Below are 18,336 nucleotides of genomic sequence, written 5' to 3' on the forward strand. Positions count from 1 at the left end.
TGCCGATCGGCTTACAGCGTGCGCTGCACCGTCTCGACGCGGAAGCATTCGATGACGTCGCCAGCGCGCATGTCTTCGTAATTCTCGAAGGCCATGCCGCATTCCTGGCCGGTCTGGACTTCCTTGACTTCGTCCTTGAAGCGCTTGAGCGTCTTGAGCTTGCCTTCGTGGATAACGACGTTGTCGCGGATCAGGCGCACGCCGGCACCGCGTTCGACGATGCCCTCGGTAATCCGGCAACCGGCAACCTTGCCGACCTTGGTGATCGAGAAGACTTCCAGGATTTCGGCATTGCCGATGAAGGTCTCGCGCCGCTCTGGCTTGAGCAGGCCCGACATGGCCGCCTTCACGTCATCCACGAGGTCGTAGATGATGTTGTAATAGCGGATTTCGATACCGTCGCGGGTGGCAAGATCGGTGGCCTGCTTGTTGGCACGCACGTTGAAGCCGATGACGATGGCGTTCGAGGCCGAAGCCAGGGTCACGTCGGATTCGGTGATACCGCCCACGCCGCTCATCAGGATCTGCGCCGACACTTCATCGGTCGAAAGCTTGTTGAGCGAAGCGACGATCGCTTCGACCGAACCCTGCACGTCGCCCTTGATGATCAGCGGGAACTTGGAGATGCCGGCGATCTTAAGCTGATTCATCATCTGCTCGAGGCTCGTTGCACCGCCGCCGGCCGTCTTTTCACGGATAGCGCGCTGACGATATTCGGTGACTTCGCGGGCCCGGGCTTCGGTCTCGACGACCGAGAACCGGTCGCCAGCCGAGGGCACGCCGGTAAAGCCAAGCACTTCCACCGGAATGGAGGGGCCGGCTTCCTTGACCTGCTCGCCCTTGTCGTTGATCAGGGCACGCACGCGGGCAAATTCGGTACCGGCGACGAGAATGTCGCCAATAGCCAGAGTACCGCGCTGCACGAGGACGGTCGCAACCGCACCGCGACCGCGATCAAGCTTGGCTTCGATGACCAGGCCTTCGGCACGGCCATCGCGGGCCACGCGCAGCTCCAGCACTTCGGCCTGCAGCAAGATGGTTTCGAGCAGCTTGTCCAGACCCGCCTGGGTCTTGGCCGACACTTCCACGTCCAGCACGTCGCCGCCCATGGATTCCACGAACACTTCATGCTGCAGCAGCTCGGTGCGAACGCGGGTCGGATTGGCTTCGGGCTTATCCATCTTGTTGATGGCCACGATGATCGGAACCCCGGCCGCCTTAGCATGCTTGATGGATTCGATGGTCTGCGGCATCACGCCGTCATCGGCTGCCACGACCAGAACCGCGATATCGGTCGCCTGGGCGCCACGGGCACGCATGGCGGTGAACGCCTCGTGGCCCGGGGTATCAAGGAAGGTGATCTTGTTGCCGTTCTTTTCGACCTGGTAAGCGCCGATATGCTGGGTGATGCCACCGGCTTCGCCCGAGACCACATTGGCTTCGCGGATCGCGTCGAGCAGGCTGGTCTTGCCGTGGTCGACGTGACCCATAATGGTCACGACCGGCGCGCGATCGGTCAGATCCTCGGCCTTGTCGTCGGCGGGGATGTCATAGAGGCCTTCTTCCACGTCGGCATCGGAGACGCGCTTGACCGTATGGCCCAGCTCGGCTGCGATCAGCTCGGCGGTGTCGGCGTCGATGACGTCGTTGATGGTGGCCATCGTGCCCTGTGCCATCAGCATCTTGATGACGGTGACAGAGCGTTCGGCCATGCGGTTGGCCAATTCGGCAACGGTGATGGCCTCCGGAATGACCACTTCACGGCTGAGCTTGGGTGCAACCTGCTGGTTGCGGCCCATCTTCTTGTCGCGGCGGCGGCGCATGGCGGCCAGGGACGGACCCTTGTCGCGATCGCTCTCGGTACCGGCATTGGTCACCGTCAGGCGGCCACGCGCATTGGCTTCCTCGCCAACGCGACGGGTCGGACGCTCTGGCGTCGCACGCGAAGCGCGGCGGGCGTTTTCCAGTTCGGCTTCGGTCGTCGGACGCGCGGAAGGCGAACCGGTACGAACCTTGCGGCCATCAGCTTCATTGGGGCCGGCCGGCGGCACATTGCCGATCGGGGCCATGCCGGCACCAGCCGGACGGCGTTCACCGGCCGGGCGACCGGCAGTGCCCGACGGACGCGCGCCAGGAGCACCCGGACGGGCACCGGCGGCACCGGGACGAATCAGTGCATTGGCGCCGCGTTCGCTTTCGGGGCGGGTATTGCTGGGGCGCTCGACCCGCGGCGGACGCGGCGGCTGGCCAGGACGGCCGGCGACGACGCGCACGCTGGACGGGCCGGCATTGCGCTGGCTGGCCGGGGTCACCGGCTCGGCGGGCTCTGCCGGCGCCTGCGGAGCGGCGGCCTGTTCGGGCTGCGCTTCCGCCACCGGTGCCGGAGCTTCGACCGGGCTGGCCTCGGGCTCGGCAGCCTGACGGCGCTCTTCTTCCTGGCGGGCGGCTTCTTCGCGAATCTGGCGGCGGCGCGCATCGTCCTCGATGCGGCGGGCCTCTTCAGCCGCAAAGCGCTCGCGATCCTCAGCCTGGCGGGCGCCGGCAAGAGCCAGTGCCTGGCGCCGGGCTTCGGCTTCAGCCGCGCTCAGGCCAAGTGGCGCACGCTGCTGGGCAGCGGGACGGCTCTGCTGTGGGCGCTGACCCTGGGAGGGGACAGACGATTGCGGGCGCTGCGGCGCGCCGGAGGGAGCACCGGGCGTCGGTACGCGGCGGGTGCGCTTTTCGACGACCACTGTGCTGCGCGACGGTGCACGCGACATGCCGGGGCGATTGCCCAGGCCCGGGCCGCCCTTGAGTGTCAGCGTCTTCTTGGCGCCAGTGTCGTCCGTGCGCTTGTCGTCGTTATCAGCCATACTTCTCGCGTCTCTCAAACTTGTCCGTTCGGCAAAAGGTCACCGTCAACCGCATGGCGGCCGGTGCCTTCATCCGTCGGTTTGGCGGTATAAAGGGCCAGTCTTCGGGCCTTTTCTACCGCCGCTTGGGCTGCCGCCCCTCTCGTTAGGGCAGCATGTATCACATTTTCGAGTCCAAGTGCCAAACCCAATTGCTCAGAACTAAGCAATTCGAAATGGGGCACCTCAAAGCCCGAAATTCCCTCCTCGCGGGCCGCATGGTGCAGGGCCTTAAGCGGACCCACCATCTTGCTGCGCCCATCGGCGGAGGCATCGCTCGCGGTGATCAGCGCAATCAGCTTGCCCGTATCGAGCAAGCCGCGCACCTTCATCGCGCCGCTGATGAATTGCCCGGCCTTTCTGGCCATGCTGAGCGCGCCAAGATAGCGCTGCACCAGCCGCAATTCCGTCAGCCCGGCAAGATCCTCGGGCAAAACAACCTCGGTCTTGAGGCTGCGCGCGAAGACCTTCTTCTTGACCGCCTCGGCCACCGCATCGCGGCTGAGGCTGATCCATACGCCCCGACCTTCGGCCTTCGCCTCGGTATCGGGCACCAGCACCCCATCGGGGCCGAGCACGAAGCGGATCAACTCCGCTACCGGCTTTTCGGCCCTGGTGAGGGCACACATGCGGCTCGTTTCTTCGCGCTGGGCCATCTTGCCCTCCCGCTCGGAACCGATCAGGCCGTGGCCTCGTCGGTGAATTCACCTTCGTCGGCGGCCGGCAGGTCCTCGGCATTGATCCAGCCAGCCTTGATACGGGCCTGCAGGATCATGTCTTCGGCTTCCTCGCGGGACACGGGGAAATCCTTGAACGTGCCTTCGAAGCGCTTGGTCTCGCCGTCCTTGCGTTCGGACCAGCCCACCAGATCGTCGGCGGCGCAACCGGCGAAATCTTCCACCGTCTTGACGCCGTCCTTGCCCAGGGCAACCAGCATGGACGCATTGAGCCCGGCAATCTCGTAGAGCTCGTCCTCGACACCCAGCGCCTTGCGCTCTTCGTCGAACGCGCGGTCGATCTCGGCCAGATATTCGACGGCGCGGTTCTGGATTTCGCCAGCCGTTTCTTCGTCGAAGCCTTCGATCGAGGCGATTTCATTGGGTTCGATATAGGCCAGTTCCTCGACCGAGGAGAAGCCTTCCGAAGCCAATAGTTGGGCAACCATCTCGTCAACATCAAGGGCATTCATGAACAAAGTCGAGCGTTCGGTGAATTCCTTCTGACGGCGTTCGCTCTCTTCCTGCTCGGTCAGGATGTCGATATCCCAGCCGATCAGCTGCGAAGCAAGGCGCACATTCTGGCCGCGGCGGCCGATGGCCAGCGAGAGCTGTTCATCGGGAACCACGACTTCGATGCGCTCGGCCTGCTCGTCCAGCACCACCTTGGCCACATCGGCCGGCTGCAGGGCGGAAACGACCAGATCGGCAATGGTGTCGGTCCAGGGAATGATGTCGATCTTTTCGCCCTGCAATTCGGCAACCACGGCCTGCACGCGGCTACCGCGCATACCAACGCAAGCGCCGACGGGATCGATCGAGCTATCCGAAGAGGTCACGGCAATCTTGGCGCGCGAACCCGGATCGCGGGCGATCGAGCGGATGGTGATCACACCATCATAGATTTCGGGCACTTCCTGCATGAACAGCTTGGCCATGAACTGCGGATGGGTGCGGCTCAGGAAAATCTGCGGCCCGCGCTGTTCGCGGCGCACGTCATAGACATAGGCACGCACACGATCGCCATAGCGGAACATTTCGCGCGGGATCAGCTCGTCGCGACGGATGATGGCTTCACCACGGCCCAGATCGACGATGACATTGCCATATTCGACGCGCTTGACGCTCCCGTTGACGATCTCGCCAATGCGGCCGAAATATTCTTCATACATGCGGTCGCGCTCGGCATCGCGCACCTTCTGCACGATAACCTGCTTGGCCGACTGGGCGGCGATACGGCCGAATTCCATCGGCGGCAGCGGCTCGGTCAGGAAATCGCCGACCTTGGCTTCGGGTGACTTGAGCTGGGCAGTCTCCAGATCAACCTGGCGGCTGGTTTCCTCGACCTGGTCGACGATTTCGAGCAGACGCCACATGCGGGTCTCGCCCGAACGCGGATTGATCTCGACCTTGATCTCGGTTTCGGCGCCATAGCGACCCTTGGCAGCCTTTTCCATGGCGTCCTGCATCGCCTCGATCACGACCATGCGGTCGATCGACTTTTCACGGGCAACGGCATCTGCGATCTGCAAAAGCTCGAGGCGGTTCGCGCTGACTGCCATTTAATGTGTCTCCTTGGAGATATCTTCGTCGTCATTGGCGGCGATTTCGACCGTTTCGGTCTCGTCGTCGTCGATCGGGTGGAGTTCCTGGTCGAGCCGCGCCTTTTCCATGAGGGCGTCGGTCATCACCAATTTGGCGTCGGCCAGGGTGGTAAAGAGCAGGCGGTGGTCGGGATCGGTCCCGGCCGGTGCATCGGGCAGGGTGATGGTCACCGCCTCGGCATCGGTCGCCTTGATGAAGCCGCGATAACGCTTGCGGCCATTGATCATGTCGGAAAGCTCGATCTTGGCTTCGTGCCCGATATGGGCTTCGAAGTCGCGACGGCGCACCAGCGGCCGGTCGATGCCGGGCGAGCTGACTTCCAGATGATATTCGCGCTCGATCGGGTCTTCCACGTCGAGCACGGGGGAGAGGTCCTTGGAGAGCGCCTCGCAATCCATGATGGTGAAGCGAGCATGCTCGTCCTCCGCCATGATCTGCAGGGTGCAGCCATTTTCCTGGGTCACCTTGATGCGCACCAGCGCAAAGCCCAGGCCATTGGCCACGGGCTCGACGATGCGGGCGATCCGGGCTTCCAGGCCCGTCTCCTTGATGTAGCGTTTCTCTGTAAGATCGAAACCCATGGGTCCCTTCGGATAATAAAAAAGAGCGGGGCCGGGCGGCTCCCACTCTGCAAACTGCCAGAGATGTTGTTCGCCTATATAGCGCCGTTGACGCCATACCGCAAGGGTGGGGAGGAGCGCTCCCGTTTCAACACGCCATATATAAGGTCGATCAAAGGCCGGCAGCTTCCTGGTCGCTCCGCGGCGGCGTCGTCATTGTGTCATGCAACGACCATAAGAGGCGTTCGCCGGGTCCGCCCAACCCCGCAAATGCTCCCGCAAGAGCCCTCGCCAGACAAAAAGTGAAATTTTTTCGATTTTTTATTGGTGGTGTTTTCGCGCGTTTTGAGAGCGATTTCGGCCCCAGAATTTTGGATTTTGCGGGCCCGTTTGAGAGCAGAATGGCCTGGCTCGAGCTGGCCCGAACCACCGCAAAGCCCCGCCATTGCTGATCGTGTCGCGGGGGAAACATGGTGGCGTGGAAGAAACCTAGTTACACCGGAAGCGCTTGATTTCCTTAGTAAAACCCTCTGAACGAGTTTTCGAATTTCAAGGGGCAAGCGCATAAATTTGAGGCCTTGTCGTTGTTCGACAATGGTCCCATTTCCAGGGTGTTCAAACGAAAGGAACACTAAAATGATCAAAAACACAATGCTTGCCCTGGTTGCCGCTGCTGGTCTCGTTGGCGTGGCTCTCCCCACTTATGCCAGCGATTCGCTGACCTCCTCGTTCTCCTCGCATGACAATGGCGGCTACAGCACCTGGGACGCTCAGGTTGACGTTGCCAAGCTGCGCGAAAAGGGCATCAATGCCGTCTCTGCTGAAGACTGGAATGGCTATGTGCGTGCCTTCGTCTCCGACGAATCCGGCAAGCAGACCATGAAGTATTTCGACCGCGACACCCTGGCACCGGTTAACCTGTAACCGTGCCGGTTCTGCTCCAGGCGCCGCCGGATTGCCGGCGACGCCCGGATAACTCTCAGCTGCTGGAGATCAGCCTTATGGCTGGATCACCGGCGGCCGAGTCGAAACGATGCCGGGCCGCCTCCACCGCCACGCGGTTGCGGGCGGCAAACTGGCGCCAGCCATCGGCCAGCTCCAGAAATTCGCGGCCCAGATTGGTCAATTCATAATCGACCCGCGGCGGAATGGTGGGAAAGATGGTACGCGAGACGAAACCGTCGCGCTCCAGTTCGCGCAGGGTGACGGTCAGCGTCTTCTGCGATATCTCGCCAATGCCACGCCGCAATTCGCTGAAGCGCCGCGTTTCGCTGCGCAATTGCATGACCACGACCAGGGTCCATTTGCCCGGCTTGACCACAAGCCGATCGTGATCGACCCCATGGCTGGCAGATAATGCTGACATGACGAAACCTCGCTGACGCTGGCGGAACTTCGCATATGGGGCTGAATCCGGCCGGTTCTAGGTCAGTGTTCGATTAAACTTTGACATGGCAGCTATTCAGCCTGTTCGCTTGCAGCGAACGATCAATTGGTGTCAACGCCGCGGAAAGCTGAAATAGAAGCTCATCATCCGCCCCTCGCGTCGGGCTTTTTGCTCGTAGCGCGTCGCCTGCCAGCCTTCGTAAGGCTCGTGCCAGCCGCCCGGCCGTTCGGGCAGGAAGGCGAAATCGGGCGAGCGCACGATATGGGCCAGCGTCCAATTGGCGTAATCCTCGATATCACTGGCGAAATGAAACAGCCCGCCCGGCCGGATCACCCGTGCCAGCTCTTTCAGTGTCGTCGGCGAAACAAAACGGCGCTTGTGGTGGCGTGTCTTGGGCCAGGGATCGGGATAGAGCAGATAGATTTCGTCGATCGAAGCGTCCGGCAATTCGAACAGCAGCTTGAGCGCATCGTCGGTGAAGAGGCGGATATTGTTCAGGTTCTCGGCCGCAATGGTCTGCACCATCTTGCCAATGCCGCCGGTAAATACCTCGCAGCCGATATAGCCAGTCCGGGGGTGGCGGCTGGCTTCCAGCGCCAGATGCTCGCCACCGCCATAGCCGATCTCGATGATGAGTTTTTCCGCCTGCGGAAACAGGCTCCTCGGATCGAGCTTGCCGTCGAGCTTGATCTCGAGATCGGGCAGGGTGGCGTCGAACACCGCCTGCTGGCCCCCATGCAGCTTCTTGCCGGAGCGGCGGCCAAAAAAGGCACGGGGTTCACCCGAGCGGGTTTTGGGAAGCTGATGGTCGGTCATTGCGGCTACCGTCAAGGAAAACAGGGCTCCCCCGCTTTCGCGGGGAATAGCCCTGTCGTTAGCACAAGCCAATAGCGGCTGCAGATTATTTCACTGCGGCCTTGAGGGCGGCGACCAGATCGGTCTTTTCCCAAGAGAAGCTGCCGTCGCGACCCGCCTTGCGGCCGAAATGGCCATAGGCTGACGTCTTGGCATAGATGGGCTTGTTGAGATCGAGATGGGTGCGGATGCCGCGCGGGGTCAGGTCCATGACCTTGGCCAGCGCCAGTTCCACCACTGCCTCGTCCACCTTGCCGGTGCCGTGCAGGTCGACATAGATCGAAAGCGGCTGCGCCACGCCGATGGCGTAGCTGAGCTGGATGGTGGCGCGATCGGCCAGGCCGGCGGCCACCACATTCTTGGCCAGATAGCGCGCCGCATAGGCCGCCGAGCGGTCCACCTTGGTCGGATCTTTGCCCGAAAATGCGCCGCCGCCATGCGGGGCCGCGCCACCATAGGTATCCACGATAATCTTGCGGCCGGTCAGTCCCGCATCGCCATCGGGACCGCCCACGACGAATTTGCCGGTCGGATTGACGTGCCACACCGTGGCCTCATCGATCCAGCCATCGGGCAGGGCCTCGCGAATATAGGGCTCGACGATGACGCGCACATCGGCCGAAGTCAGGCTCTCGTCCAGATGCTGGGTCGAGAGCACGATCTGGGTGACGCCCACTGGCTTGCCATCGACATAACGCACGGTGACCTGGCTCTTGGCATCGGGCCCGAGCTTGCCGGCCGGACCGTGATTGGCCTTGCGCGCCGTGGTCAGGGTCTCGAGAATCTTGTGCGCGTAATAGATCGGGGCGGGGAGCAGTTCGGGCGTCTCGCGGCTGGCATAGCCGAACATGATGCCCTGATCGCCTGCGCCGACATCCTTATTGCCCGATTCGTCGACGCCCTGCGCGATATCGGCCGATTGGCCATGCAGCAGCACGTCGATCTTGGCAGTCTTCCAGTGGAAGCCGGATTGCTCATAGCCGATGGCGCGGATCGCCTTGCGGGCGGTGGACTTGAACTTGGACGGGTTCACCACCGGATTGCCGGCAGCGTCCTTGAGGATGGCGCCATCCTTGCCCTTCTTGAGCAGGGTTTCGGGCACGCGCACTTCACCGGCAATGATGACGCGATTGGTGGTGGCCAGCGTTTCGCAGGCGATACGGACCTGGGAGGGGTCCATGCCGGCCTTCTTGGCCTCGCGGAACACCAGATCGACGATTTCGTCGGAGATGCGATCGCAGACCTTGTCGGGATGACCTTCGGACACCGATTCCGAAGTGAAGAGATAAGACGACCGCGCCACACTATCCTCGAATCTGTCGAAAACTGCCAAAAATGAGCTATTCGGGCTGGTTTTTGACACTTGGACGACGCGCGGTCAAGCGGATATAAAGAAAGCTTGATATGTCTGGGCCATTGCAAGCGGAATGGTTTGGCGCGTCTCGCCTAGCTGGTCCGCCGCTTGCGGCCCCGGCGCGACACTGCCAGCGAAACCAGCAGCCCAGCCGCCAGCACGATCAGCAGCGGCCAATAGCGCACCTGCGAAAAAACCGTGCCAGCCAGCCGCTGATCGGGACGCACATCGAGCGCCGCCATCTGCATAGGGGCCAACTCGGCGGTGATGCGGCCCAGCGGGTCGGTGGCAAAGGTGAGGCCCGAATTGGCGGCGCGGATCAGACTCATACCCTCTTCGACGGCTCGGACCCGGGCGTGATGGGCATGCTGGGCCGGACCGATCGAGCCATCGAACCAGGCGTCATTGGTGATGTTGAGGATATATTGCGCGCCCGCCGTATCACCCAGATCACCGGAAAACAGGATTTCGTAGCAGATCAGCGCCAGGAATTTTGGGGTATTGGGCAGGCTCATCAGCCGCCGCCTTGCATCCCCATGCCCCCAGCCTTCGGCGCCCGGCACGAATTGCTTGATGCCCAACCGGCCGAAGAATTCCTGGAACGGCAGGAATTCGCCGAACGGCACCAGATGGGATTTGTCATAGGAGGCCACCACTTCGCCATTGCTGTCGATGGCGAGCAGGGAATTGAACGGCTGGCCGGCGCTTTTGGCATCGCCCGGCTCATATTGCTGGCGCGGCGCCCCGGCCAGCAGCATGGCCCCATCGGGCAGCATGCGGGCAATGCGTGCCAAGGCGTCAGGATAGGTCGAAAGGAAGAAGGGCAAGCTCGATTCGGGCCAGACCAGATGGGTGATATCGGCCAGGCCCTGGTCTTGCGGGCTCATCCGCATGTCCGACAGCATGATCAACCGATCGATCAGCGCCACCGGATCGGCATTGCCCCAGTCGGCATGCTCATAGACCATGGGCTGCACCAGCCGCATCGACACATCCTGGCGCGGCGTCGCAGTGGTGCCGGCCAGCCGATTGTAGCCATAGCCCAGTTGCGCCGCGATGACGCCCAGGGCGAGAAAGAACGGTAAGAGCCGCCGGCTGAGCGGACGATTATCAGCGGGCCAAATCAGCGCCGGCGTCATGGCCAGCAGTGCCGCGACAAACGTCAGCCCATAGATCCCAATCACCGAGGTGATCTGCATCATCTCGTCATTGGGCGTCAGCGCATAGCCGAGCAGGTCAAAGGGAAAGCCGGTCAGCACATGGCCGCGCGCCCATTCGGCAATGGTCACGAAGGTGGCCAGCGTCACGATCCGCCAGGGGCCATGGCTCCACAACAGATGCGCCAGCGCGCTGCCGACACCCCAGAAAAACGCGATCAGAGCCGCCAGCGCCAGTATGGCAAACGGCATCAGCGCGATCATCACGCCACCATCGACGAAAAAGGCCGCGCCCAGCCAGTGGAAGGCGACGGTGAAATAGCCCCAGCCAAAGGCAAAGCCGATGCTGAAGGCCGGGCCGAACAGAAGCCGCAGCCCGCTCTTGCGCTCGGCGCCATCGAGGCACCAGACCCAGATGGGGAAGGCGACGAACAGCGCGGGAACGACAAAGAGCGGCGGGATGGAGAGGCCGGCCAAAGCGCCCGCCACCACCAGCAGCAGGAAACGCCGCCAGCCATGGCTGAGCATTGCGGTCTCGGCCAGCCAGGTCATCGGAACGCTGTCATCGAATCAGGGCGCATAGGGGCAAGCTGGCGATGTCGGCCTGGACAGTCAATGTTGTCCTCTCAGTCGACAATCCCCTGCCATGGCGCTAGAGCGGTGGCATGAGTGCTCTGCCTATCACCCTTGCCATCGACACAGCCGCGCCGCGCCTGCAATTGGCGCTGCTGCTGGCCGATGGCACAGCCGATATTTCCGTGGACGAAATCGCCACCGGCCACGCCGAATTGATCTTCGAGCGGATCGCGACGCTGCTGGCGCGCAATGGCATTGGCTATCCCGATCTGCGGCGCGTCGTGACGACGACCGGCCCCGGCTCGTTCACCGGCCTGCGCATCGGCCTGTCGGCGGCGCGGGGCATTGGGCTGGCGCGCGATATTCCGGTGATCGGCGTACCCAGTCTTTTGGCCCTCTCATTGGCCGGAACGGGCGCGCTCACCGTGTTGCTCGATGCGCGGCGCGACGAAGCCTATTTCCAGATTTTTTCGGCCCCCGGCGTGCCGGAGAGTGGACCGCAATTGCTGCCCATGGCCGTGGCGCAACAATCCGTGCCAAAAAGTTCGATGCTCCTCACCACGCCGTTTGTCGATATCGCCGCCGTCGCCCGCTATGGCGCCATTGCCGATCCGCTTGCTCATGCGCCCGAGGCTGCCTATGTGCGCGACGCCGATGCCAAGCCGCAAACGGCCGCGCGGATCGAAAGGCTCAAGTCATGATGAAGCTCTGGATGGCGCCGCAGGGCCTGCATATCGAGCCCGGCCAGACCCGAGATGCCGATGATCTGGCGCGTATTCACAAGGCCGGCTTTTATCGCGGCTGGCCGCGCGAAGAATTTTTGTCCTTTTTGTCCGAAGGCGCCACTCCGGTCTATGTCGCCTGCGACGCCAAACGCCGCATTGCCGGCTTTGCGCTGATCCGCATCGCCGCCGATGAAGCCGAATTGCTGACCATTGCGGTGGGCCCGAAATGGCGCGGCAAGAAGGTGGGGCAGGCGCTGCTGCGCGCCGCCTTCGAGGATTTGCGCATGAGCCCGGCGCGGCGCATGTTCCTCGAGGTCGACGAGCAGAACGCCCCGGCCGTGCGGCTTTATGGCAAGGAAGGTTTTGCCACTATTTCCAGCCGCAGAGGCTATTATCCGCGGCCCGATGGCAGCGCGGCAACCGCGCTTGTCATGGCGCGCGATCTTGGATAACCCCGAAACGGGCCGACCAGCGGAGCATTTGGCATGAGCAAGACCCAAACCGATCCTACGCTGGAAGAAGCCTGCGTTGCCAAGGGCATGCGCATGACCGACCAGCGCCGGGTCATCGCCCGGGTGATCGAGGATTCCAGCGATCATCCCGATGTCGAAGAGCTCTATCGTCGCGCCTCGGCGATCGACGATCGCATTTCACTCTCCACCGTCTATCGCACCGTCAACCTGTTCGAGGAAGCGGGCCTCGTCACCAAGCACGATTTCAAGGATGGCCGCGCGCGGTTCGAGCTGATCCCCGACGAGCACCACGACCATCTGATCGATATCCGCTCCGGCACGGTCATCGAGTTCCGCAACGAGGAAATCGAGGCCATCCAGGACGTCATCGCCAAACGCCTGGGCTATCGGCTGGTCGATCATCGACTCGAACTCTATGCCGTGCCGGTGGAGGGCAAGGATAAGGCCAAATGATCTTTCGCGTGCTGTTCTTCGTCTTCGTTCTCGTGCCGGTGATGATCGTGGTTATCCCGCTGCAGGCTTTGATCAACGCGCTCAAGCTGCCGTTCTGGAACGTCCTGCCGCGGCTGTTTCATCGTATCGGCTGCTTGTTCCTCGGGCTGCGGGTCGAGGTGATCGGCCAGCCGGCGACCGGGCGGGCGACGCTGCTGGTGGCCAACCATATTTCGTGGACCGACATTGTTGCCGTCGGCTCGGTGGCCGATGTCACCTTTGTTGCCAAGCGCGAAGTGGGCGACTGGCCCTTTATCGGCATGATGGCGCGGCTGCAAAAGACCATTTTCGTCGACCGCACCCGCCGCTCCGATGCCGGCCGCACGGCGCAGGAAATGGGCACGCATATGGCTGACGGAAATGCCGTGCTGCTGTTTGCCGAGGGCCAGTCCGATATCGGCACCCATGTGCTGCCGTTTCGCTCGGCCCTGGTGGGCGCGGCGCAACATGCCATGATCGAAGCCGGCGCCAATGACGTGCTGATCCAGCCGCTGACCATCGCCTATACCAGGCTCCAGGGGCTGCCGGTTAGCCGCAACGAGCGTTCGCTGATCGCCTGGATCAAGTCCAAGTCAGTCAAGCAGAATATCCGTGAAATCCTGGGTGGCCCCATCAAGGACGTAACGGTGGCGTTCGGTACCCCCATTCCGCTGGGCGAGAATGACAATCGCAAGCAGGTAACCAAGCAGGCCGAGGATCAGGTGCGGACCATGCTGGTGGCGCTCAATCGCGGCCATAAGCTGCCGGCACGCGCCGCCTGAGAGGCGATCGATAAAACGCGACGGATTAAGCCTAACGTCAGGCTGCGCTTGGGCGTTAACTCCGCGTTAGCTATAACGCCGTCCATGATGATGGATGTGCAAATCGCCTGGCAGTTGTTGGCAATCTGGGCAATCGTGCTGAGCACGATCGCCTGGTTCGTGCGCGACGAGCGCCGGCTGGAAGAGGAAATGGTGCTGGCCCGTGCGGCCCGCTATTATGCGCATGTGCCCAAGCGCCAAAGCATTCGGCCCGAACCCATCCCATTGCCTAAGCTGCGCTCTGGGCCCATCCGCCACAGTGATCGGGCCTATTTTGAGCGAGTTCTGGGCATCGAGCCACGCTAGCTCGCCACACCCACTTCCAGCTGTGACTTGAGCCGGGCCACGATATCGGCTGCCTTGAGCATCAGCGCCATGTCGATATCGGCGTCGCTGGCATCGGCGGGCAGGTCGGCCCACACGGCAATCGATAAATCATGGGTCTGTTCGCGCCCATCGCGGGTTTCACTCAGCACCGCGCGGACGCGTCCGGTGGTGCGTCCGGCCAGCCGCGGATGCGCCGCCCGGCTTTGCACTTCGATGTCGATCAGTTGAAAAGTCATACCGGCCCCGAGAGGAGCCCCCATGCAAACGGTAATAGCGGATGGTTCACGGCGGGTTAATCGCCATGGCATGGACTAGCCGATTCTCCACCGCTTTTGCGGGCAGGCTGTTCACTTTTTAGGCGAATTCACACCTTGACGGCGTGCAGCGCCATGCCGGCGTCACCAAAAATGCTGAGATAACGGGCAATCTCTTCCGGCGTGCCGGTGGCCTTGGCCGGATTGTCCGAAAGCTTCACTGCCGGGCGGCCATTGGCCTCGCTGACCTTGGCGACGATGGAGATCGGATCGAGCCCCGGATTGGGGCCATCAGGCGCGCAACCCTCGAAATCATTGGTGAGGTTGGTGCCCCAGCCAAAGGTCATCCGCACGCGGCCGTCGAAATGCAGATAGGCTTCCTCGATCATGTCGACATCGAGCCCGTCGGAAAAGATCAGCAGCTTGTCACGCGGATCGCGACCGCGGCTCTGCCACCAGGCAATGATCTTTTCCCCGCCCTCGATGGCCGGGGCGCTGTCGGGCCGGAACCCGGTCCAGTCGGCCACCCAATCGGGCGCATTCTTCAAAAAACTGTCGGTGCCGAAGGCATCGGGCAGCACGATCTTGAGATTGCCGCCATAATAGCTCTCCCAATCCTGCAGCACCTGATAGGGCGCTGCCTTGAGCGCCTCGTCGGTCTGGGCGAGGGCGGCCAGCACCATGGGCAGTTCATGGGCATTGGTGCCCAAAGCTTCCAGATCATTGTCCATGGCCAGTTTGACATTGGACGTGCCGGTAAAGGCCTCGCCAATGCCTTCCTTGAGCGCCTCGACGCACCAGCGCTGCCAGAGGAAGGAATGGCGCCGCCGCGTGCCGAAATCGGAAATCTTGAGATCCGGCAGCTTTTGCAGCCGCTCGACCTTTTCCCACATCTTGGCCTTGGCGCGGGCATAGAGCACGTCCAGCGCAAACGGCCCATAATTCTTCAGCGCCGCGCGCGAACGCAGTTCGTTGATAATGGCGAGCGCGGGGATTTCCCACATAGAGGTCTCGACCCAGAGCCCGGGAAATTCCAGCACGAATTGCCCATCGCGCTGTTCCAGCCGGTATTCGGGCAGGCGGAACTCTTCCAGCCATTTGAGGAAGGCCGGCTCGAAAATCTGCTTGGACCCGTAAAAACTGTTACCGGCCAGCCAGATCATTTCCTTTTTGGTGAAGCGCAACGTGCGGCAATGATCGAGCTGGGCGCGTAATTCCTCGATATCGATCTCCTGCGCCAGCTTCACCGATCTGGTGCGGTTGATCAGCGAGAAGCTGGCATTGACCCGTGGGTAAAGCCCCCAGATCATCTGCAACATCAAGAGCTTATAGAAATCGGTGTCGAGCAGGCTGCGCACGATGGGGTCGAGCTTCCAGGTGTGATTATACACCCGCCGGGCAATATCGGTATACGTCGCCATGGCTCGTGGCCCCCCAATGCGCGGCTGGCCTTGTAGCGCGCGCGGCCGGGGATGGAAAGGCGGCGATGGGCAAAGCCGTCCAGTTGCCCCCGGCGATCAATCCCCGAACTGGAACCGCTCGAACCGCCCCAATGCGTCGTCGATCGGGGCTTTGGCCTCCGCCCCGGCATCCTCGAGCCAAGTCCAGTTCTGGATCAGCAGCTTGCCCGCCGCCCGGTCTGCCTTGAGATCCACCGCCGCGACGATGCGGTCCCCGACCAGCACGGGCAGGGCGAAATAGCCCAGCTTGCGCTTGGCCGCTGGCACATAGGCCTCGAACAAATGCTCATAGCCAAAGAACAGCTTGAGCCGCTTGCGCTGGATGATCAGCGGGTCGAAGGGCGACAGGACATGGGTGAGCTCCGGCGGCGCCACGCGTTCTTGGGCCAGGGTTTCGGGCGCGGCCCAATGCTCGGCCTTGTCGTGGCCTTCGATATGCACTGGCACCAGCAATTTGCGCCGCACCCGGCTCTCGACCAGTTCGCGTACCGCCTTTTTGCGCGGTGCATCCAGATGACAGACCGAATCGAGGCTCACCATGCCCTGGCTGCGCAGCGCGCGATCCAAGAGATAAGCAGTGATCTGCCGCTCGGTCGCGGGCTTGGGCGGCTTGTCCCAGCCGAAATGGCGTCCGATCAGGTCATAGGTCTTGACCATGCCCTGCCGCGTGCCGATCGTCACCAGCCCCTGGAAGAACATCATTTCCAGCACGCGCTTGCTGGGCTTGCGGCTGGCCCAGGGATGATCCTTGTCGACCAGCTCATCATCGCCGATATCGCGAATCGAGAGCGGTCCCTCATCGCGCAGGCGCTTGGCCATTTTGCGGATTTCGAGCGGCGTCACCGAGCCGAACCAGCGGCTGGGCGTCTGCCGATATTGCTTCATCGCCGGCAGGAAGAACCGCAGGTCCGCCACCGGCACATAGCTCAGCGCATGGGTCCAATATTCAAAAATCGATTTATCGACCGATTGCGCCTGCGCCAGATGGGCGCGGGCATAACCGGGCAGGCGCGACCACAGGATATGATGGTGGCAGCGCTCGATGACATTGATGGTGTCGATCTGCACATAGCCCAGATGCGCAATGGCTTTCAGCACCGCCGCCGGTCCCGCGCCAAACGGGGCCGCAGTGTCGAGGCGCTGCGCGCTCAACCAGATATGGCGGGCATGATCGGGCGACAGGGCACGGGATTTCGGCAAGTGGCGACTCGGCAAAGGGGTTTTGTCGGAAACAAACCTAGAACGGCGCAAAGGTCTCCGCCACCCGCTTTCGCCTACCTTGCCAATATCCCCTCCAGGGGGATAGGATAAGCTCATGAGCCATATCGATGATCCACAAATCCACGCCCGTCTCCGCCGCGCCGAGGGGCATTTGAGCAAGGTGGTCAAAATGGTCGCCGAAGGCCAGGACGGCCTGGCCATTGCCCAGCAGATGTCAGCGGTGATCAGTGCGCTCGAAAAGGCCAAGCAATTGATCATCATCGACCATATCGACCATCACCTGGCCGATAGCGACGCGCCCCTGCCGCCCGAAATCAAATCGCGGCTCGCCGTGTTCCGCGAAATCACCAAATATCTCTGAGTATCGTCCGATGAGCCTTGCTGACCAAACCCACGACCACGTCTTTCTCGGCGCGGATCACGATCGCAATGCGCGGCGCACTTTTTGGGTCATCCTGCTGACTGCCGCCATGATGGTCGCCGAAATCGCCGCCGGCGCGGCCTTTGGTTCACTGGCCCTATTGGCCGACGGGTTTCACATGGCCACGCATGCCGGAGCGCTCGCCATTGCCGCCGGCGCCTATCTTTATGCCCGCCGCCACGCTCATGATCCCCGCTATAGCTTCGGCACCGGCAAGGTCGGGGAATTGGCCGGCTTTGCCAGCGCGGTGATTTTGGGCGGGGTGGCGCTGCTCATTGCCTATGAATGCGTGCTGCGCCTGTTGCAGCCTGCCCCGATCCGGTTCGATGAAGCCATCGCGGTCGCCGTGCTGGGGCTCGTGGTCAATATCGTCAGCGTTTTCCTGCTGCATGATTCGAGCGGCCATCAGCACCACGACCACCACGCGCATGATGAGCACGACCATGATCACGAGGCTGATCACCATCATCATGATCACGGACGTGATTCCAATCTGCGCGCGGCCTATCTGCATGTGCTGGCCGATGCATTGACCTCTGTTCTGGCTATTGTCGGCTTGGTGGCCGGCCGCAGTTTCGGCTGGCTCTGGATGGACCCGCTGGTGGGTCTGGTCGGCGCTGCCGTCATTGCGCGCTGGTCGTGGATGTTGATCCGTCAGTCCTCGGCAACGCTGCTCGACACGGTGCCCGACCAGGCCATGGCAAAAAAAGTACGCACCAATATCGAATCGGCCGGCGACACGGTGACCGACCTCCACTTCTGGCGCCTGGGTCCCGGCCATGCCGGACTGATCGTTTCGGTGCTGACCCCAACCGCGCATGACGCCGACTGGTACAAGCAGCGCCTCGCCGGCCTTGCCGGGCTATCCCATGTCACGGTGGAAGTGATGCGGCGTTAGAGCCGCTGAGCCGGGCCCCGAATATTCTCTCAGTGCTGGGCTGATCCTCAAGGGACCTGCCAGTGCGATGCGGAACAATTTCAGGAAATGGTGGAGCCTAGCGGGATCGAACCGCTGACCTCTTGCATGCCATGCAAGCGCTCTCCCAGCTGAGCTAAGGCCCC

General features: G+C 62.3%; 19 protein-coding genes and 1 tRNA gene. 8 read left to right on the plus strand and 12 right to left on the minus strand.

What is annotated here, in order from left to right; translation table 11 throughout:
- Window positions 1–11 precede the first annotated feature (11 nt).
- From infB to rimP, 4 genes are read right to left on the minus strand one after another with little or no spacing between them, the layout of a single operon-like run.
- A complete protein-coding gene (infB, locus tag N8A98_RS08830) occupies window positions 12–2,852 on the minus strand; it encodes a translation initiation factor IF-2 (protein WP_262170719.1) in 2,841 nt (946 codons plus the stop codon).
- A 14-nt stretch (window positions 2,853–2,866) separates the two neighbouring features.
- Window positions 2,867–3,547: an RNA-binding protein gene (locus tag N8A98_RS08835; protein ID WP_113123545.1), complete on the minus strand. Its 681-nt coding sequence runs from the start codon at window positions 3,545–3,547 to the stop codon at window positions 2,867–2,869.
- 23 nt (window positions 3,548–3,570) lie between these two features.
- Window positions 3,571–5,169, minus strand: coding sequence for a transcription termination factor NusA (gene nusA / locus N8A98_RS08840; RefSeq protein ID WP_262170720.1), 1,599 nt, complete (start codon window positions 5,167–5,169; stop codon window positions 3,571–3,573).
- Window positions 5,170–5,793 (minus strand): ribosome maturation factor RimP, encoded by a 624-nt coding sequence (rimP, locus tag N8A98_RS08845; RefSeq protein ID WP_262170722.1) that lies wholly within the window; start codon window positions 5,791–5,793, stop codon window positions 5,170–5,172.
- Between the two features lie 615 nt (window positions 5,794–6,408).
- Between rimP and N8A98_RS08850 the strand changes: the two genes are divergently transcribed.
- Window positions 6,409–6,696: a hypothetical protein gene (locus N8A98_RS08850; protein WP_113123542.1), complete on the plus strand. Its 288-nt coding sequence runs from the start codon at window positions 6,409–6,411 to the stop codon at window positions 6,694–6,696.
- 55 nt (window positions 6,697–6,751) lie between these two features.
- Here N8A98_RS08850 and N8A98_RS08855 read toward each other — a convergent pair whose 3' ends face one another.
- From N8A98_RS08855 to lnt, 4 genes are all read right to left on the minus strand, one after another.
- Window positions 6,752–7,138: a winged helix-turn-helix transcriptional regulator gene (locus N8A98_RS08855; protein WP_262170724.1), complete on the minus strand. Its 387-nt coding sequence runs from the start codon at window positions 7,136–7,138 to the stop codon at window positions 6,752–6,754.
- 132 nt (window positions 7,139–7,270) lie between these two features.
- Window positions 7,271–7,975, minus strand: a complete 705-nt coding sequence (trmB, locus tag N8A98_RS08860) for a tRNA (guanosine(46)-N7)-methyltransferase TrmB (protein WP_262170726.1) — start codon at window positions 7,973–7,975, stop codon at window positions 7,271–7,273.
- An 85-nt stretch (window positions 7,976–8,060) separates the two neighbouring features.
- On the minus strand, window positions 8,061–9,317 hold the full coding sequence (gene metK / locus N8A98_RS08865; RefSeq protein ID WP_262170728.1) for a methionine adenosyltransferase: 1,257 nt from the start codon (window positions 9,315–9,317) through the stop codon (window positions 8,061–8,063).
- Window positions 9,318–9,460: 143 nt separating this feature from the next.
- Entirely contained in the window at window positions 9,461–11,077 is a 1,617-nt protein-coding gene (lnt, locus tag N8A98_RS08870) for an apolipoprotein N-acyltransferase (protein WP_262170729.1), read from the minus strand.
- Between the two features lie 113 nt (window positions 11,078–11,190).
- Here lnt and tsaB point away from each other — a divergent pair, with 113 nt between their 5' ends.
- The 5 genes from tsaB to N8A98_RS08895 all read left to right on the plus strand — a co-directional run bounded on the left by tsaB (window position 11,191) and on the right by N8A98_RS08895 (window position 13,897).
- Entirely contained in the window at window positions 11,191–11,802 is a 612-nt protein-coding gene (tsaB, locus tag N8A98_RS08875; RefSeq protein WP_262170731.1) for a tRNA (adenosine(37)-N6)-threonylcarbamoyltransferase complex dimerization subunit type 1 TsaB, read from the plus strand.
- Window positions 11,799–12,278 (plus strand): ribosomal protein S18-alanine N-acetyltransferase, encoded by a 480-nt coding sequence (gene rimI, locus N8A98_RS08880; RefSeq protein WP_262170732.1) that lies wholly within the window; start codon window positions 11,799–11,801, stop codon window positions 12,276–12,278. Before tsaB ends, rimI begins: the two co-directional genes overlap by 4 nt.
- 33 nt (window positions 12,279–12,311) lie before the next feature.
- Complete coding sequence (locus N8A98_RS08885) at window positions 12,312–12,752, plus strand: Fur family transcriptional regulator (protein WP_113123535.1); 441 nt, start codon at window positions 12,312–12,314, stop codon at window positions 12,750–12,752.
- Entirely contained in the window at window positions 12,749–13,552 is an 804-nt protein-coding gene (locus N8A98_RS08890) for a lysophospholipid acyltransferase family protein (protein WP_262170733.1), read from the plus strand. The genes N8A98_RS08885 and N8A98_RS08890 overlap by 4 nt, the downstream gene beginning before the upstream one ends.
- 96 nt (window positions 13,553–13,648) lie before the next feature.
- Window positions 13,649–13,897 carry a hypothetical protein gene (locus N8A98_RS08895; protein ID WP_262170734.1) on the plus strand — a complete coding sequence of 83 codons (249 nt, stop codon included), beginning with the start codon at window positions 13,649–13,651 and terminating at the stop codon, window positions 13,895–13,897.
- On the opposite strand, the gene N8A98_RS08900 is transcribed toward N8A98_RS08895, so the two are convergent.
- From N8A98_RS08900 to N8A98_RS08910, 3 genes are all read right to left on the minus strand, one after another.
- Window positions 13,894–14,154: a hypothetical protein gene (locus N8A98_RS08900; protein WP_262170736.1), complete on the minus strand. Its 261-nt coding sequence runs from the start codon at window positions 14,152–14,154 to the stop codon at window positions 13,894–13,896. The two genes, N8A98_RS08895 and N8A98_RS08900, sit on opposite strands and share 4 nt — an antisense overlap.
- A gap of 128 nt (window positions 14,155–14,282) precedes the next feature.
- Window positions 14,283–15,593 carry a nicotinate phosphoribosyltransferase gene (gene pncB, locus N8A98_RS08905; protein ID WP_262170738.1) on the minus strand — a complete coding sequence of 437 codons (1,311 nt, stop codon included), beginning with the start codon at window positions 15,591–15,593 and terminating at the stop codon, window positions 14,283–14,285.
- 96 nt (window positions 15,594–15,689) lie between these two features.
- Complete coding sequence (locus N8A98_RS08910; protein WP_262170739.1) at window positions 15,690–16,832, minus strand: winged helix-turn-helix domain-containing protein; 1,143 nt, start codon at window positions 16,830–16,832, stop codon at window positions 15,690–15,692.
- 115 nt (window positions 16,833–16,947) lie between these two features.
- Between N8A98_RS08910 and N8A98_RS08915 the strand changes: the two genes are divergently transcribed.
- Window positions 16,948–17,214: a metal-sensing transcriptional repressor gene (locus N8A98_RS08915; RefSeq protein WP_113123529.1), complete on the plus strand. Its 267-nt coding sequence runs from the start codon at window positions 16,948–16,950 to the stop codon at window positions 17,212–17,214.
- Between the two features lie 10 nt (window positions 17,215–17,224).
- Complete coding sequence (gene dmeF / locus N8A98_RS08920; protein WP_262170742.1) at window positions 17,225–18,172, plus strand: CDF family Co(II)/Ni(II) efflux transporter DmeF; 948 nt, start codon at window positions 17,225–17,227, stop codon at window positions 18,170–18,172.
- An 88-nt stretch (window positions 18,173–18,260) separates the two neighbouring features.
- Here dmeF and N8A98_RS08925 read toward each other — a convergent pair.
- Window positions 18,261–18,336: transfer RNA gene (locus N8A98_RS08925), tRNA-Ala, on the minus strand.

It is taken from the genome of Devosia neptuniae (assembly GCF_025452235.1).
GTDB lineage: Bacteria > Pseudomonadota > Alphaproteobacteria > Rhizobiales > Devosiaceae > Devosia.